This window comes from Amycolatopsis sp. AA4 (genome assembly GCF_002796545.1).
Taxonomy (GTDB): Bacteria; Actinomycetota; Actinomycetes; order Mycobacteriales; family Pseudonocardiaceae; genus Amycolatopsis.
Genome location: NZ_CP024894.1, coordinates 8,419,803 through 8,436,794, shown reverse-complemented (window position 1 = coordinate 8,436,794; position 16,992 = coordinate 8,419,803). Strand labels below are relative to the sequence as shown.

Here is a 16,992-nt window from a genome sequence, read left to right as displayed (position 1 = left end):
GAGATTAACTCGACCGGGTCACAAGTCACCCTAATGCCAGACGGTGAGTTACTACCCCCGTTTGGCTTCAACGGTTTGCGCCAGCGAATCACCGCGGCGACGGCGGGCCAGCAGATATCCGGCCCCGCCGAGCAGATAGAGCGCGGTCGCGACAATCATCAGCTCAGGCGAATATCCGTTGTCCTTGACGAAGATCGCCGCGACCGAAACCGCCGCTACCTGGGTGACGTTGAAGAGCGTGTCGTACAGCGCGAAGACCCGCCCGCGGGCCTCGTCCGCGACGTCCAGTTGTACCGCCGAATCGACGGACAGCTTCACGACCTGGCCGGTCCCCATGATCAGGAACGACGCGATCAACGCCAACGGCAGCACCATCGGCAACCCAAGCGCCGCCTGCGCGACCGCCGAAACGAACAACGACCCCAGCACCGCCCGCGTCCGCCCCAGCGACCGAATCAGCCGCGCCGTCACCAGCCCCGCGACGAGAATGCCCGCCCCCGCGCACGCGACCAGCTGCCCTAGCCCGGGCAACCCCGCGCGGAAGATCCCGTCGTCAGCGAAGTAATTGCGCATCAGCAACACGCTGAGCAGCAACGAAATCCCGTACGCCGCCCGATGCGAGAACAACGCGACGAACCCAGCCGTAACCCGAGGCGCCCGCCACGCATGCCGCGCCCCATCAGCCAGCCCCCGCGCGACCGCCACCAGAGGATTAGTCGGCTCGTCCACCACAGACGGCCCCAGCACACCCTTCGCGAACCGATGCGCGAGAAACGCCGACAACAACGCCCCTACGGCAGCAAACGCCGTGGTCTCGGCGGAACCCACGTCGCCAGACCCGAACACCGCCCGCAGCCCGATCGCACATCCGCCCCCGACGACCGCCATCGCCGACCCGAACGTCGCCACCACCGCATTGGCCGAAACCACCGCCCGCGCCTCCACCACGTGCGGCAACGCAGCAGACAACCCCGACCCGATAAACCGACTGAACCCCTCGGCGAGCAGCGCGAGCGAAAACAACCCAATCCCGCCGACGCCAGCCCCCACGGCAACAACCGAACCCAAGACCGCCACGGCCCGCCCCAAGCTGGCGAACACGAGCACCCGCCGCCGATCCCACCGATCAAGCAACGCCCCCGCGAAGGGCCCGACCAGCGAATAAGGCAGCAGCAAGGCCGCGAACCCCTCCGCGATAGCCAACGGATCCGCCGCCCGCTCCGGGTTGAACAAAACGGCCCCGGCCAGTCCGGCCCGAAAGACCCCGTCCCCCCACTGAGCCGCGAACCGAGTCAACAACAACCGCCGAAACAACGGCACCCGCCCACGCGCGCGCTCCCCCACCCTTGAAACCCTACCGATCCACCCACCCCTCCCCCACCCTCTGAGACGCCCCGGCCCACGCATCCAGTCAGCAGGCCCGACACCCGAGGCGAAGCCACGACGCCCCGACTGGAGCAGGTTGTGGTGCAGCGAACGACCCGGCGGCAGGCACCAGAGCGAAAGCAATAACGACCCGCAACGCCCCGGAAGAAACCTCCGGTCCCGCGGAACCTCAAAACAGGTTGCGACGCGTTTGCCCAACCCGAGAGCCAGCACGTGGAGCAAAAGCGAGAAAACCCGCCCACAACGCCCCAAACCGACCGCCCAGGCAGTCGTGCCACCCCGGCGGTGGGCCCATGGACCGAGAGCGATAACGACCCGCCCACAACACCCCGGAAGAGCTTCCCGGCCCGCAGAACGTCGGGACAAGTCATGGCGCAGTTGCCCGACCTAGCCCGGTCGGCACCCGGGACGCAGCAACGAAGCCCCGCCCGCCGCGGCCCGAACCGACCCCCCAGGCAAATGGTGGTGCTCAGACCAGCGACCGCCGCCTGGGACAGCAGCGATGAAGACCCCGCCCGCCGCAGCAGGAACGGCTTCCGACACAGACGGTGGGTCGGCGGACCGGCGATCGTCGCCTGGGACGGCAGCAATGAAGACCCGCCTGCAGTGGTCCTAACCGACTGCTCGGGCAGATTGTGGTGCGGCGGCCCGGCGATCGTCACCTTGGGCGGAAGCGATGGAGACCCGCGGGCAGTGGTCCCGAACCGACTGCTTCGGCAGATTGTGGTGCGGCGAGCAGGACCGGTGATCGTCACCTGGGGCGGAAGCAATGAAGACCCGCCTGCAATGGCCCGAACCGGCTTCCCGGGCAAGTCGTGGTGGGGCTAGCAGGCCCAGCGATCGGCACCGAGGGAAAACAATGAAGGCCCGCCCGCAACGGCGCGAAGGTTTCCAAGCCCGCAGGATGTCAGAGCAGGTCGTGATGCGGTTGCCCTGACCTCCTGAACAGAAGCATGAAGACCCGCCCGCCGTGGCACGAAACGGCTAACCGAGCAGGTCACGATGCGGCTAACAGCCCCAACAGTCGGCACCCGAGGCGAAAGAAATCAAGCCCCGCCCCGTAACCACACAGAACGACTGCCACCGGGCCGTAGCCCAGCCACCAACCGAACCGAAAAACACACCCCACCACCCGATCCCAAGCAAAGGGGGCTCCGCCCCCGCCCACCCCGAAAACCGCACCGAAGGCACCGCGGGGGTCCGGGGGGCTCGGCCCCCCGGGCGACACGGCGCCGGTGAAGGGGGAAGGTGCGAAGCACCGAACAGGACGAGCCAACACCGGCGCACTCGTTTCGCCTCTCGGCGGCTTGGCGCAGTGTGGCTCCGGCCGGACCGGTATTCCACAAAGGCGGTTCTTCAGTGAGCCCGGGGGACACGAGTGCGCCGGCTCACTGTTCTCAACGGGGCGGGTGGTGCTGGTGTTCCCGTGCCGGGAGGATTTCCCTCGGCGGGTGATGGGATCATGGGGAGCGTGCCAGCGGACGCCGAGGTTGAACCGGGAACGCTCCTGGTCGCCGCACCCACGATGTTCGACCCGAACTTCAAGCGGACGGTGGTGTTCGTGATCGATCATCGGGCGGAGGGCACGCTCGGGGTGGTCTTGAACCGGCCGTCTGATGTTCCGGTGAACGACGTCTTGCCGGGGTGGGGCGCGCATGTCGCGGAGCCGCAGTCGGTTTTCGTCGGCGGGCCGGTCGACAAGAAGACCGCGTTGTGTCTCGCCGCGTTGCGGACTGGGGAGACCGCTTCCAGTGTGCCGGGCGTGGTCGCGGTGCGGGGGCCGGTCGCGCTCGTCGATCTGGACAGCGATCCGGAAGTGCTGGTGCCGAAGGTGCGGGGCGTGCGCGTGTTCGCGGGCTATGCCGGGTGGGATTCGGGGCAGCTCGCGGGTGAGATCGAGCGCGAGGACTGGGTGATCGTCCCTGCTCTGCCGAGCGACATTCTCGCGCCGCCCAGCCGTGACCTCTGGGGTCAGGTGCTGCGCCGCCAGGGGGTGCCGCTCGCGTTGCTGGCCACCCATCCTGGCGATTTGCAGCGGAATTAGGCCTCGCTGGACTTCTGCAGGACTCCGCAGCCGCCGGCGCCGCACGCGCAGCCGCTGCAGCCGGCCGGAACCGGCGACGGGGCGGGCACGGTCAGGGCGGCTCGGGCGCCCATCCGGGCTCCGGCGACGACCATCACCAGCAGGCCGAGCAAGCCGACGATCGCGGCGGCGACCAGGCCCGCGGTGGCGGGGATCGCGAGTCCGGCGAGTCCGCAGACGACCGCGGCGGCTCCGCCGGCCAGGGTCGGGATTCCGGCGACCCGGTTGGCGAGCTTGAAGGCCTCTTCGCTGCGCATCGAGGCTTCGGTCCGGACTCCGGCCCCGCTTGCCCTGCTCAGCCGTCCGCGCACGCCGAGGAATCCACCCCAGCCGACGACGACACCAAGGACGATCGGGACGAGCGCGATAGCGAACACCCCCTGAGGATAAGCGTGACCTCGCGGCAATGTCCCGGATACCCTCGTCGGCTGTGCTACGGGCCATGTCTTCGTCCACGCGACACCGGCTGCTCGCCGCCGCCGGGATCGTCACGCTGTCCTTGCTCGTCCCCGCAACCGCAGATGCTTCACCGCGTCCGGTCCGGTTGCTCGGCGAGCAGCTCGTCCCGCACAACCTGCAGTTCCAGGGCACCACGGTCGGCGGACTGTCCTCGGTCGACTTCGATCCGCGCACCGGCGGGTACGTCTTCATCAGCGACGACCGCTCCGCGATCAACCCGGCCCGCTTCTACACCGCGAAGTTCGACGTCGGCGCCAAGGGTGTGGGTCCGGTCACCTTCACCGGCACGCATCCGCTGCTGCGCCCGGACGGCACCCCCTATCCGCCGCTCGCGAAGAACGATCCGGCCGCTCCGCAGAACGAGCAGACGATCGACCCCGAGGAACTGCGAGTCGACCCGTGGACCGGGCATTACGTCTGGTCACAGGAAGGCGATCGGCTCGCGGACCAGCACCTGATCCAGCCGTCCATTCGCGAAGCCACTCGCGACGGGCACTACGTCCGCGACCTGCCGCTGCCCGCCAACGAGCGGATGACTCCGGACGCTGGTCCGCGTCGCAATTACGTCCTCGAAGGCCTCGCCTACACCGGGTTCGGCACGTTGCTGGCCAGCGAGGTCGAAGCTCCGTTGCTCCAGGACGGACCGCCGCCCACGCCGACGTCGGGTGCGTTGTCGAGGATCACACTGCAGAGCCGGTTCGGGCCGGTGCTGGCGCAGTACGCGTACCCGCAGGAGAAGCTTTTCGCCGCTCCGAAGCCCGCTACCGGGTTCGCGGACACCGGTGTTTCCTCGATGCTCGCGGTGAACCAGGCGGATCCGACGAAATTCCTGATGATGGAGCGGTCCTTCGTCACCGGCGCCGGCAACAAGGTGCGCATTTTCGAGATCGACACCACCGGTGCCACGAACGTCCTGCACACCTCGTCGCTGAAAGACGCGAAGAACGTCAAGCCGGTCAAGAAGAAGCTGCTCTCCGACCTCTCCGACCTGCCGCTCTCCACTGTGGACAACATCGAGGGGATGACCTGGGGCCCGGCGCTGCCGTCCGGCGAGCGCAGTCTCGTGCTCGTGAGCGACAACAACTTCTCCGCGTCCCAAGTCACCCAGGTCGTCGCTTTGGCGGTCCCGTCGGAACGGCTTTGACCAGGGCGTTACGATGAGTGCGTGAACACGGCTCGGCTGCTCCTTGGCCTGCCGCGCTGACCTGGTCCGATGACCGGCTCGGCGCGGCGACCCCTCATGCCTTCTGGCTTGGGGGGTCGAGTTGTTTCTGGGAGTGGCTCGACACGGAGGAAGACGGCGATGACAGGGTCTGACGAGGCCACCGGGGCCGCGGCGAAGAGCGCCGCGGACGCTGAGCACGCCCCGCCGTTCCGCTACACCGCGGAGCTGGCCGGGCAGATCGAGCAGCGCTGGCAGGACCACTGGTCCGACCACGGCACCTACCACGCGCCGAACCCGGTCGGCCCGCTCGCGGAAGCGGGCGAGCCGGTGCCCTCGGACAAGCTGTTCGTGCAGGACATGTTCCCGTACCCGTCCGGTTCCGGCCTGCACGTCGGGCACCCGCTGGGCTACATCGGCACCGACGTCTACGCGCGCTACCACCGGATGATCGGCCGGAACGTGCTGCACACGCTGGGCTACGACGCGTTCGGCCTGCCCGCCGAGCAGTACGCGGTGCAGACCGGAACGCATCCGCGCACCACGACCGAGCAGAACATCGCCACCATGCGCCGCCAGCTGAAGCGGCTGGGGCTGGGCCACGACGAGCGCCGGTCGATCGAGACGATCGACCCGGACTACTACAAGTGGACCCAGTGGATCTTCCTGCAGATCTTCAACTCCTACTACGACGAGGACGCCCGCAAGGCGCGTCCGATCGAGGAGCTGGAGAAGGCGTACGCGGCGGGTGAGCGCGCGACGCCGGACGGCCGTCCGTGGGCCGAGCTGAGCACCGTCGAGCAGCGCAAGATCATCGACGACCACCGGCTGGTCTACATCTCCGAGGCGCCCGTGAACTGGGCCCCCGGCCTGGGCACCGTCGTCGCGAACGAGGAGGTGACCGCGGACGGCCGCAGCGACCGCGGCAACTTCCCGGTGTTCCGCAAGAGCCTGCGCCAGTGGATGATGCGGATCACCGCGTACGCCGACCGTCTGGTCGACGACCTGGAGCTGCTGGACTGGCCGGAGAAGGTCAAGTCCATGCAGCGCAACTGGGTCGGCCGCTCCCAGGGCGCGCGCGTCTCGTTCGCCGCGGGCGACGAGAAGATCGAGGTCTTCACCACCCGTCCGGACACCCTGTTCGGCGCCACCTACATGGTGATCGCGCCGGAGCACCCGCTGGTCGAGAAGCTGACCGCGGCGGAATGGCCGGGCGAGCACCCGGAGACCTGGACTGGCGGCGCGAAGACGCCCGCCGAGGCCGTCGCCGCGTACCGGGCCGCCGCCTCCCGCAAGTCCGATCTGGACCGGCAGGAGAACAAGGAGAAGACGGGCGTCTTCACCGGCACCTACGCGGTGAACCCGGTCAACGGCAAGGAAATCCCGGTCTTCGTCGGCGACTACGTGCTGATGGGCTACGGCACCGGCGCGATCATGGCGGTGCCCGCGCAGGACCAGCGCGACTACGACTTCGCGAAGAAGTTCGAGCTGGAGATCGTCCGCACGGTCGACCCGGGCGAGGGCTTCGAGGGCGAGGCGTTCACCGGCGACGGCCCGGCGATCAACTCGGCCAACGACTCCGTCGACCTGAACGGCATGGGCGTCGCGGACGCGAAGAAGACGATCATCGCCTGGCTGGAGGACCGCGGCGCGGGCGAGGGCACCGTGCAGTACAAGCTGCGCGACTGGCTGTTCGCCCGCCAGCGCTACTGGGGCGAGCCGTTCCCGATCGTCTACGACGAGAACAACCTGCCCATCGCGCTGCCCGAGGACCAGCTGCCGGTCGTGCTGCCGGAGGTCGACGACTACTCGCCGAAGACGTTCGACCCGGACGACGCCGACTCCGAACCGTCGCCGCCGCTGTCGCGCGCGAAGGACTGGGTCGAGGTCACCCTGGACCTGGGCGACGGGCCGAAGAAGTACCGCCGCGACACCAACGTCATGCCGCAGTGGGCCGGTTCCTGCTGGTACCAGCTGCGCTACGTCGACCCGGCGAGCCAGGACGTGTTCTGTGCGCCGGAGAACGAGGCGTACTGGCTGGGCCCGCGTCCGGCCGAGCACGGCGTGGACGACCCGGGCGGCGTCGACCTGTACGTCGGCGGCGTCGAGCACGCGGTGCTGCACCTGCTGTACTCCCGCTTCTGGCACAAGGTGCTGTACGACCTGGGCCACGTGTCCTCGAAGGAGCCGTACCGCCGCCTGTTCAACCAGGGCTACATCGAGGCGTTCGCGTACACCGACAAGCGCGGCGTGTACGTGCCCGCCGAGGACGTCGTCGAGCGCGACGGCAAGTTCTTCTTCGGCGACGAAGAGGTCAAGCAGGAATACGGCAAGATGGGCAAGAGCCTGAAGAATGCCGTGACGCCGGACGAAATGTCGGACACCTACGGCGCGGACACCTTCCGCGTGTACGAGATGTCGATGGGCCCGCTGGACATGTCGCGGCCGTGGGCGACCAAGGACGTCGTCGGCGCGCACCGGTTCCTGCAGCGGCTGTGGCGCCTGGTCGTCGACGAGCAGACCGGCGAGCTGCGCGTCTCGGCCGACGAGGCGACCGAGGCGGACCGGAAACTGCTGCACCGCACCATCGCCGGGGTCCGCGAGGACTACGCGGAGATGCGGTTCAACACCGCGGGCGCGAAGCTGATCGAGCTGAACAACCACCTGACCAAGGCGTACGGATCGGCCGCGGCGACCCCGCGCGAGCTGGCCGAACCGCTGGTGCTGCTGCTGGCCCCGCTGGCCCCGCACATCGCCGAGGAGCTGTGGCACCGGATGGGCCACGCCGATTCGCTGGTGCACGGGCCGTTCCCGGTCGTGGACGAGAAGTACCTGGTCGAGGACTCGGTCGAGTACCCGATCCAGGTCAACGGCAAGGTCCGCTCGCGGATCACCGTGCCCGCGGACGCGAAGAACGACGCGGTGCAGGCGACCGCGCTGGCGGACGAGAAGATCGCCGCGCTGGTCGGCGACAAGACGCCGCGCAAGGTGATCGTGGTGCCGGGCCGGCTGGTCAACATCGTGCTCTGAAATGCGCGTTCCGGCCCGGGACCCGATCCCGGGCCGGTACTGTGCTGCCCGTGCGTAACCGAGCGAGCACCGCGATAATCCTCGTGGCGGCGGCAGTGCTTTCCGGGTGCGCCGTCGCGCCCGCTCCGCCGCCGGGGAAGCCCGCGCCGCGGCTGCCGGCGGATTCGATCGCTTACGACACGCTGCCGGTCCTCACGAGCCGGCCGAAGCTGTTCCCCGGCGACTGTTCGCAGTTCGAGAAGAACCCGCAGTTGCTGGGCGCCCTCGGCGGCAGTTCGCCGATGTACAACCCGTACGCCAAGGCTTGCGTCATGAAGCGGTCGGCGGGCACGCAGGTCGCGGTCGGCGCGATGGACCCGGACCAGCGCATCCCGGAGCCGTGGCCCGGCTGGTGGAAGGTCTACGACTACAGTGTCCACCACTTCCGCCGGATGCTGGTCATGGATCGCTACTACGCGGTTTCCCAGCTCGACGGCTACGGCTGCGTGGTCGCGGTGAACACCGGTTCGCTGCAGGTGCTCACCGTCCGGGTCGGCACCGAAGCGGGCCGCGGACCGGTCCCCGGCGACAATCTCGACGTCGACCGCCAGACCGCTCAGCAGTTCTGTCCGGACGCGCGGAAAGCCGCCGAGGACTACCTGAACACGGTCGACCCCGGCGGCGGCTCGCTGGCCGGCTGACCCGGGCTCACGCCGCTTCTCGCGTGCCCGCCCGCCAGATCGCGACCCCGGCCAGGCCGATCCACACCGCCAGCGACGTGGCCAGCGCGACCGGTCCGTGCTTGGCGATCCCGGCGAGCTGCCGCGCGGGTTCGGCCGGATCGACCCAGCCCGCGTAGTCGATTCCGCTCTGCAGGAACACGAAGAGCAGCGACAGCAGGACGTAGGCGGTGATCGCTCCGGCGGTGTTGGGGATCAGCCAGCCGATGGTGACCGCGAACAGGGTCATGCAGAACCCGCCGAGCAGGATCGTCGCGACCATCGCGCCCGGCCGGGCTTCGAGCAGGAACTGGGTGTCGTAGGCGTCGAGCCGGCTGCGGTAGTAGGTGAAGGTCATCAGCAGGTTCAGCCCCGAGGTGACCAGCCAGACCCCGAACGCGATGGTCGCCTGCGCGAGCACGTAGCGCAGCCGCGACGGCTGGGCGAGCAGGGTCGGCTGCGCGCTGCGGTAATGCCATTCCGCGGCGATCAGCTTCACGAGCACGACGTTCATCAGCACCGCGCCGAGCCGGATCGTGAGAAACACCGGCAGCAACTGCTTGTCGAGCGTGTAGTCGCGCAGTCCGCCCTGCAAGAACAGCAGCGACAGCATCACCAGCAGGAGCGGCGCGGAGAGCACCAGGATCTTGTCCGCCACCGTCGCGGTCATCTTGCGCAGTTCGACGCCCACCACGGTGCCGAACGACGCGCGCCGCTGAGCGGGGGCCTGCCACGCGGGCGCTTGCGCGGGGATCATCGGGCTCCTCCGGTGAGCCGAAAGAAAAGCTCTTCCAGGTTCTGCTGTTCCTCGCGCAGCTCCAGCACCTGCACGCGGGCGGCGAACGCGAGGTCGGACACCTGTTTCATCGGAGCGGCGACGGACACTCCGTCCACGCTGGTCTGGCGCAGTTCGAGCCTGGCCTGGCCCAGCGCGGAGGTCAGCCGGGGCAGGTCAGCGGTGCGGATCAGCGTGCGGGCCGGTCCGGCGAAGCTCTCCAGCGGACCGTCGGCGACGACGCGGCCCTGGCCGATCATCACCACGCGGTCCGCGGTCTGGTCCACTTCGGACAGCACGTGGCTGGACAGCAGCACGGTGCCGCCGCGCTGGGCGTACCCGCGCAGCAACTGCCGGGTGGAGCGGATGCCGTCCGGGTCGAGGCCGTTGATCGGTTCGTCGAGGATCAGCACCGGCGGATCGCACAGCAGCGCCTGCGCGATGCCGAGCCGCTGCCGCATGCCGAGGCTGTACTTGCCGATCCGCCGGTTCGCCGCGTCGGAGAGACCGACCTGCCCGAGCACCTGGTCCACCCGGGCGGCGGGCAGCCGCATCAGTTTCGCGGCGTTGAGCAGGTGATGCCTGCCGGTGCGGCCGGGGTGCACGGCGGACGCGTCGAGCAGCACGCCCGCGACGTGCGCCGGGCTGGGCCACTCGCCGAACCGGCGGCCGGCGATGGTCGCGGTGCCGGACGTCGGCGTGGTCAGGCCGCAGATCATCCGCAGCGTGGTCGATTTGCCCGCGCCGTTCGGGCCGAGGAACGCGGTCACCGTGCCCGGCCGCAGGCTGAACGACACGGTGTCGACCACCCGGCGCTGGCGGTAGACCTTCACCAGCTCGTGGACGTGCAGCAACCCGGCCCCCTCCCCGTTTCCCGCCGGCTGGAGTCTGTCACACGCAGTGGCCGCGCGGGTGCGGAACCGGACCGCCAGGACCGAAAGACGCCAGCGTCGCCCGCCGTTCGGCGCTTCGATGGTTGAAAGTGAAACAAACAGAAAGGACGGACATGAACCTCGACGGCAAAGTGGCGCTGGTGACTGGCGGGAGCCGCGGAATCGGTGCGGCGACAGCACTGCGGCTCGCCGAGGCTGGGGCGGACGTGGTGCTCACCTACGCGGTGAACGCCGAGCAGGCCGCGGACGTGGTCGACCGGATCAAGGCGCTCGGCCGGCGGGCCCTCGCGGTCGGCGCGGACAACGCGGATTCAGCCGCCGTGGAGGCCGCGGTGGAAGCGGCGGTCGCCGAGTTCGGGCGGCTGGACGTGCTGGTCAACAACGTGGGCGTCGGTTTCGTCGGGCCGCTGGAGCAGACCGGGATGGACGACGTCGACCGCGTGCTCGCGGTGAACGTGCGCGGCGTGCTGGCCGCGACCAAGGCGGCGGCCAAGCACCTCGGCGAGGGCGGCCGGGTGATCACGATCGGCAGTTGCGTGACCGATCGCGTGCCGGGGCCGGGCATGGTGCTGTACGCGGTCAGCAAGTCCGCGATGGTCGGGATGACCAAGGCGCTGGCCCGCGAACTGGCTCCGAACGGCGTGACGGTGAACCTCGTGCACCCGGGGCCGACCGACACCGAAATGAACCCGGCCGACGGCCCGTACGCCGCGGACCAGGCGTCGATGACCGCGGTCGGCCGGTACGGCAAGCCCGCCGAAGTGGCGGACACGGTGGCGTTCCTCGCCTCGCCGGCCAGTGCGTACGTGACCGGCTCGACCGTCTCGGTCGACGGCGGCCACGCGGCCTAATCCGAGTAGAGCCCGACGTCCCGGGCGAGGTCGGTGAGCATGGCCTCGAACAGGACGTCCGGTTTGGACACCGGGATCGGGTAGTTGCCGAACACCTCGAGGGTCACGTGGCCGTAGAGCCGCGCCCAGAAGGTGATCATCAGGTAGGTGAGCCCGAGGTCCAGCTTCTCCGGCGGGATTTCCCGCCCGGACTCCTTGAGCACCGTCAGCAGGTCCTGCTGGAACGCGGTGAGGTCGTTGCGGAGTTCGGGCGGGACCACGTCGTTCGGCGGCATGACCAGGTCGTGCTGGGCGAGCACGTGGCCGGCCGCGGCGAGGAAGATCTTGCCGAACGGTTCGTCGAGCCTGCGCAGGGCGCTGCCGGTCGCGGTGCCGGTGGCCCCGGTCGGCGACGCGAACACCAGCGTGAACTCCTTGGTGTGCGTCAGCGCCCAGCGGCGGAAGCCCTTGCAGATCTGGAACAGCTGCAGCAGGCCCTCGTCCTTCAGCTCCGCGATGTCCTCGGCGAGTTCGGCGGCGAGGTCGGTGCAGACGTCGAGGCGGAGGTTTTCCAGCAGGTCGTCGCGGGATTCGTAGTAGCGGTACAGAGCCGGTGCGGTGATCCCCAGCTCCCGGGCGATGGCCCGCAGGGTGACGGCTTCCGGGCCCTGGCCTACCAGCAGGTTCCGCGCGGTCCGGCGGATGTCCGCTTCGGTAGCCGCTCGCGCGCGACCCCTGCGTGTGGGGCTGCTCATCCGGGCAGTCTAGGTGGTCTGGACGCCGATTTCGGCGACTGGCGCGAGAACCGGGGCGCCGCCGACGCCGATCACTCGGGGGGCTACGTGATCGGCGCCGGCGACCCGATGCCCTCTCCGGTGCGCTTCCGGTCGGGGCAACGTCATCGGCTCAAGGCCAGTGACGCTCGAAGAAGAGCGAAGCCCGGCACCGAAGTGACGCCTGGGGGATACGGATCCCCCGATCGAGTGACGGACCGCCGCTGTTCCGCCTGATTGTCGCACTGAGCGCGGAGAAAGTTACAAACGCTTTCACTTTCGGGCGCCGATGGCGGAATGGAAGGGCCGTGGCAGAGTGGCGGCCATGAGTGCGGTACTGGTGGTGGGGTCCGCGAATGCCGATTTGGTCGTGCCGGTCGACCGGCGTCCCGGCGGCGGCGAGACGGTGCTGGGCGGCGACACCGCGTTGTCCCCCGGCGGCAAGGGCGCGAATACCGCGGTCGCGGCGGGAAAACTCGGCGCGGACGTCGCGTTGCTCGGTGCGGTCGGCGACGATCCTTACGGTCGATTGCTGCGGGATTCGTTGGCTAATGCGGGTGTCGATACGCAATTCGTTCGTACTGTCGATCGGCCTACCGGAATCGCGTACATCACCGTGACTCCGGACGGGGAAAACTCAATCCTCGTCTCCCCCGGCGCGAACTCCGCGCTCGAACCCGGCGACATCACCGACGAGGCGCTGGACGGCGTCCGCGTGCTCGTCGCGTCGCTGGAAGTGCCGCTGCCGACGGTCGAACGCGCGGTGCTGCGGGCGCGCGCAAACGGCGTGCGGGTGCTGCTGAACCTCTCCCCGGCGGCCGAGGTGTCGCCGGAAACGCTGGCCGCGCTGGACGTCCTGCTGGTCAACGAGCACGAGGCCGCCTACCTCCTCGGCTCGGCGGACGCGGACCCGCGCAAGCTGCTCGAACTCGGCCCGCGCGCGGCAGTGGTCACCCTTGGCGCCAAGGGTGCGGCGGTACTCGAAGACGATAAGTCGACAATGGTCGAGTCGCCGAAGGTCGAAGCGGTCGACACCACCGGCGCGGGCGACGCGTTCGCCGGTGCGCTGGCGGCCGCTCTCGCGGACGGGGCTGACCTGGTCGAAGCCGCTCAGCGAGCGGTGAAGGTGGCTGCCGTGACGGTGACCCGGCACGGGGCCCAGCCGTCCTATCCGACCGCCACCGAGCTGGACTGACTCGCGCCGGGTCGCGGACTCGGCGGCGGGCGGGGGTTTCCGGCAGACTTTGCGGGGCCGATCGCGCGGAACCGGCCCGCGCGCGGTGGCACGAGGAGGTGCGTCCGATGGTCGTACGGGTGCGGAATCGGGAAACGGGTGCGGCGCCCCGGGAGATCTCCGGCCGCGTGAGCTATGGTCTAGACCATGTCTGAGAGTGCCGCCGCTCCGGCCGAGTCGCTGTCGCGCCGTTCCTCGCTGACCGGGGTCGCGGTGAGCCCCGGGCGCGCGAGCGGACCCGTCGTGCGGGTCGCCGAACCGCTCGGGGAACCCGCCAGCACGCCCGCGCCGGACGATCCGGCGGCGGAGGCGGCGCGGATCGAACCGGCCGCGCGAGCGGTCGCCGCGCGGCTGGAAGCGCAGGCCGAGGCCGCGACCGGCGAGGCCGCGACGATCCTGATCACGACCGCCGCGATGGCCGCCGACCCGGCTCTCGCCACTCAGGCTCAACAGCTGGTGACGGCGCGGAACCTACCCGCGGCCCGCGCCGTCTACCAGGCCGCCGAAGGGTTCGCGGAAGCGCTCGCGGCCGCCGGCGGGTACATGGCCGAGCGGGTCCGCGACGTCCGGGACGTGCGCGACCGGCTCGTCGCCGAACTGCTCGGCGTGGCCCCGCCCGGGGTGCCCGAGCTGGCCTCGCCGAGCGTGCTGGTCGCCCGCGACCTCGCGCCCGCCGACACCGCGGGGCTCGACCCGGCGAAGGTGCTCGCGCTGGTCACCGAGGAGGGCGGCCCGACGAGCCACACCGCGATTCTCGCGCGGGCGCTGGGAATTCCGGCGGTCGTCGCGGTGCGCGGGCTGCTGGCGTCGGACGCCAAGGCGCTGTCGGTCGACGGCGACACCGGCGTGATCGAGGCGGTCGACCCGTCCGCCCCGATCGTCACCTCCGCCGCGTCCGGCCCGGCCGAATGGAACGGCGTCGGCGAGTTGTCCGACGGGCACCGCGTGAAGGTGTACGGCAACGTCGGTTCCCCGGCCGACGCGCAGGCCGCCGCGGACGCGGGCGCCGAGGGCGTCGGACTGTTCCGCACCGAGTTCTGCTATCTCGACGCGCCGGCCGAGCCGTCCGTCGAAGAGCAGCGAAAAGCTTATGCCGCCGTGCTTTCTCCGTTCCGCGGCAAGCCGGTCATCGTGCGGACGCTGGACGCGGGCGCGGACAAACCGCTCGCGTTCCTCTCCCCGGAGGACGAGCCGAACCCGGCGCTCGGCGTCCGCGGCCTGCGGATCGCGTTCGACCGGCCGGAGGTGCTCGACCGGCAGCTCGAAGCGATCGCGGGCGCGGCGGAGGATTCCGGCGCGGAAGTTTCGGTGATGGCCCCGATGGTCGGCACCGTCGAGGAAGCCGCCTGGTTCGCCGAGCGCGTGCGGGCCGCCGGGATCGCGCGGGCGGGCGTGATGATCGAGATCCCCGCCGCCGCGGTGCTGGCGCGGGAGATTCTCGGCGTGGTCGATTTCGTGTCCGTCGGCACGAACGACCTGGCCCAGTACACCTTCGCCGCCGACCGCCAGCTCGGCGCGGTGGCGAAGCTGAACGACCCGTGGCAGCCCGGATTGCTGCGCCTGCTCAAGCTGATCGGCGACGCGGCGGAAGCGACCGGCAAACCGGCGGGCGTGTGCGGCGAAGCGGCGGCCGACCCGCGGCTCGCGCTGGTGCTGGCCGGGCTCGGCCTGACGAGCCTGTCGATGAACGCCCCGGCGATCCGGGCGGTCGGCGCGAGCCTGGCGACCGTGTCGCGGGAGAAGGCCCGCGAGATCGCGGCGGCGGCGCTGGCCACCGCCGATCCGGCCGCGGCGCGCAAGGCGGTCGCGGACGCGGTTTCGTAGCCGGGGACGCCGGATCCGGGTGAGAGATGGGGTACCGGATCCGGCGCCGGACGCTGGTCAGCCGAAGATGCCCCGCCGAGGGTGGCGGATGACCAGCGAGCCTCCGTGGATGCGGCCGGTCACCACGTAGCGCGGGGTGCCCGCGCGGCCGTTGCTGCCGGTCTTGTCGTCGAGCGAGCCGAACTTGATCTCGGTGATCGAGTTGTAGTCCACCGCCGCGTGCGGCGGGATGATCAGCTCGACCGAACCCCACTTCGAGTCCAGTTCGATCTGCACCACCGGGGTGGCGACGCGGGCCTCGGTGAAGTCGAGTTTGGTGCTGCCGTACTTGTTGCGCACCACCATCGCGGCCGGGACCTGCCACGGGCCGCTGCGCTGCAGCGACGAGTACTTGGCGTTGAGTTCGAGCCGGCGGCCCAGTCCGTAGTTCGGCCCGTAACCGGGCGGCTCGGGCATCGGCGCGTACTGCGGGGCCGCGCCGGGGTGCACCAGTCCGGGCAGGTCGGCGAGGACGGTGTTGAGCTCGCCCCGGGTGCGGGCCGCGAGCGCCTGGTCGGTGCGTTCGGTGAACTCGTCGAGGGTGAGCATCCCCTGTCCGATCGCCTTCTGCAGCACGCCGACGACGTGCTCGCGTTCGTCGTCGGACACCCGGATGTCGCGCGCGGTCAACGGCTTGGTCTCGGTCGCGGGCTGCGCGGCGGTCGTCTCTTCCTCGGCCATGGCATCGATGGTAGAACTCGATTTCCGCTGGCAGATCGGGGAAAAACCCTGAACGGACCCGTACTCCGCGCAGGCGTCGCGCTGGTCGCGGCTTGCTGCCTGCTGACCTCGTGCACGAGCGGCGTCCCGGTGCCCGCCCCGGTGAGTTCGGCGCGTCCGATGCCGACCACACCCCCGCCGACCGGCCTCGACGGCGGCGTCGCCACCGGCGGCATCGGCGTGGAACTGCTGCTGGCCACGTCGCCGCCGACGGTGTTCGACGCCGATTCGGGCGTGCGCGGCACCCTGCCCGGCGTTCCCGGCGGGCAGCGGGCGGTGTCGGTGCTGCGCGTCGGCCACACGCCGGTCGTGCTGACCGCGCCGCCCTGCCCGCAGGCCAGCTGCGCGCCCGCCGACGTGTACGTCTACCTGGGACTTTCGGCCCCGCGGTCGCTCGGCAAAGCGGTGAGCGCGGCCGCGGGCGCGGACGGCGCCAGCGTGTGGCTGATCCGCGAGGACGGCCCAGATCTCTGCCGGCTGGAACACGTCGCGCTCACCGGCGCCTCGTTCGGCCAGGGCACGGTGGCGTCGTGCCACACGCTCGTCCGGGTGGAGACGGCGCACGGGTTGCTGATCACCGTCGGCGGCGGCACCGCCGAGACCGTCGACGTCCTGATCGACCCGGCCACCGGACGCACCGTGCAGCAGTCGCCGCGCATCCTCGCCGCGGCTGGCGACCGGCTCGTCCTCGGCGGCCTCACCGACTTGACCGTGCTCGACCTGCGCAGCGGAGCGCGGAAACCGGTGTCCCTGCCGGTGCCGCAGCCGAATCCGTACGTGCTGCCCAGCCGGGACGGCAAGGTCGCCGCGGTCGATTTCGGCACCCCGTCGTTCCCCGGAACCGGCACGCAGACCCGGGACATCTGGCTGTTGAACCTGACCGACGGCACCTGGCAGCAAGCCCCGTCGATGCCGTTCTCGACGGAGAACCTGAAGCACTCCGGTCTGGAGTGGACGGAAGCGGGCGACCTGGTCCTCGACGACGGGGTGGTCGGGGCGTGGCATCCCGGCGAACCGGCCTGGCGGCTGGGGAAGGCGAAACTCGCCGCGGCGCAGCAGGCCGCCGGGGTCGCGACCTCCTGAAGG

The 16,992-nt window shown here is 70.2% G+C and carries 14 protein-coding genes; 8 read left to right on the top strand and 6 right to left on the bottom strand.

The genetic code is table 11. From position 1 onward, the window contains the following. Positions 1-51: 51 nt before the first annotated feature. Complete coding sequence (locus tag CU254_RS39095; RefSeq protein ID WP_009085298.1) at positions 52-1,407, bottom strand: MFS transporter; 1,356 nt, start codon at positions 1,405-1,407, stop codon at positions 52-54. A gap of 1,441 nt (positions 1,408-2,848) precedes the next feature. On the opposite strand from CU254_RS39095, the gene CU254_RS39090 reads away from it, so the two are divergent. Then, on the top strand, positions 2,849-3,430 hold the full coding sequence (locus CU254_RS39090) for a YqgE/AlgH family protein (protein ID WP_009085296.1): 582 nt from the start codon (positions 2,849-2,851) through the stop codon (positions 3,428-3,430). Here CU254_RS39090 and CU254_RS39085 read toward each other — a convergent pair. Beyond that, the gene (locus CU254_RS39085) at positions 3,427-3,846 is read right to left on the bottom strand and encodes an SdpI family protein (protein ID WP_009085294.1); all 420 of its coding nucleotides are present in this window, start codon (positions 3,844-3,846) and stop codon (positions 3,427-3,429) included. The genes CU254_RS39090 and CU254_RS39085 overlap by 4 nt on opposite strands. Positions 3,847-3,911: 65 nt before the next feature. On the opposite strand from CU254_RS39085, the gene CU254_RS39080 reads away from it, so the two are divergent. The 3 genes from CU254_RS39080 to CU254_RS39070 all read left to right on the top strand — a co-directional run bounded on the left by CU254_RS39080 (position 3,912) and on the right by CU254_RS39070 (position 8,800). After that, complete coding sequence (locus tag CU254_RS39080; RefSeq protein ID WP_037716305.1) at positions 3,912-5,072, top strand: esterase-like activity of phytase family protein; 1,161 nt, start codon at positions 3,912-3,914, stop codon at positions 5,070-5,072. A gap of 159 nt (positions 5,073-5,231) precedes the next feature. Then, on the top strand, positions 5,232-8,120 hold the full coding sequence (leuS, locus tag CU254_RS39075; RefSeq protein ID WP_009085290.1) for a leucine--tRNA ligase: 2,889 nt from the start codon (positions 5,232-5,234) through the stop codon (positions 8,118-8,120). A 50-nt stretch (positions 8,121-8,170) separates the two neighbouring features. Next, positions 8,171-8,800: a hypothetical protein gene (locus tag CU254_RS39070; protein WP_199786114.1), complete on the top strand. Its 630-nt coding sequence runs from the start codon at positions 8,171-8,173 to the stop codon at positions 8,798-8,800. A 7-nt stretch (positions 8,801-8,807) separates the two neighbouring features. Here the strand turns inward: CU254_RS39070 and CU254_RS39065 are convergent, their stop codons facing one another. Next, positions 8,808-9,575: a hypothetical protein gene (locus CU254_RS39065; RefSeq protein WP_009085286.1), complete on the bottom strand. Its 768-nt coding sequence runs from the start codon at positions 9,573-9,575 to the stop codon at positions 8,808-8,810. Next, a complete protein-coding gene (locus tag CU254_RS39060) occupies positions 9,572-10,447 on the bottom strand; it encodes an ATP-binding cassette domain-containing protein (RefSeq protein WP_037716303.1) in 876 nt (291 codons plus the stop codon). Before CU254_RS39060 ends, CU254_RS39065 begins: the two co-directional genes overlap by 4 nt. 152 nt (positions 10,448-10,599) lie before the next feature. Here CU254_RS39060 and CU254_RS39055 point away from each other — a divergent pair, with 152 nt between their 5' ends. Continuing rightward, positions 10,600-11,337 (top strand): SDR family NAD(P)-dependent oxidoreductase, encoded by a 738-nt coding sequence (locus CU254_RS39055; RefSeq protein ID WP_037716301.1) that lies wholly within the window; start codon positions 10,600-10,602, stop codon positions 11,335-11,337. On the opposite strand, the gene CU254_RS39050 is transcribed toward CU254_RS39055, so the two are convergent. Continuing rightward, the gene (locus CU254_RS39050; protein ID WP_009085281.1) at positions 11,334-12,071 is read right to left on the bottom strand and encodes a TetR/AcrR family transcriptional regulator; all 738 of its coding nucleotides are present in this window, start codon (positions 12,069-12,071) and stop codon (positions 11,334-11,336) included. The genes CU254_RS39055 and CU254_RS39050 overlap by 4 nt on opposite strands. Before the next feature lie 343 nt (positions 12,072-12,414). On the opposite strand from CU254_RS39050, the gene CU254_RS39045 reads away from it, so the two are divergent. Both CU254_RS39045 and ptsP read left to right on the top strand, forming a co-directional pair. Further along, the gene (locus CU254_RS39045; protein WP_037716299.1) at positions 12,415-13,284 is read left to right on the top strand and encodes a ribokinase; all 870 of its coding nucleotides are present in this window, start codon (positions 12,415-12,417) and stop codon (positions 13,282-13,284) included. Positions 13,285-13,470: 186 nt separating this feature from the next. Beyond that, positions 13,471-15,147, top strand: a complete 1,677-nt coding sequence (gene ptsP, locus CU254_RS39040) for a phosphoenolpyruvate--protein phosphotransferase (RefSeq protein ID WP_050788373.1) — start codon at positions 13,471-13,473, stop codon at positions 15,145-15,147. A 57-nt stretch (positions 15,148-15,204) separates the two neighbouring features. Here the strand turns inward: ptsP and CU254_RS39035 are convergent, their stop codons facing one another. After that, positions 15,205-15,867, bottom strand: coding sequence for a DUF1707 domain-containing protein (locus CU254_RS39035; protein ID WP_009085275.1), 663 nt, complete (start codon positions 15,865-15,867; stop codon positions 15,205-15,207). 159 nt (positions 15,868-16,026) lie between these two features. On the opposite strand from CU254_RS39035, the gene CU254_RS39030 reads away from it, so the two are divergent. Then, positions 16,027-16,989 carry a hypothetical protein gene (locus tag CU254_RS39030; RefSeq protein WP_037718690.1) on the top strand — a complete coding sequence of 321 codons (963 nt, stop codon included), beginning with the start codon at positions 16,027-16,029 and terminating at the stop codon, positions 16,987-16,989. The last annotated feature ends 3 nt before the right edge of the window (positions 16,990-16,992 follow it).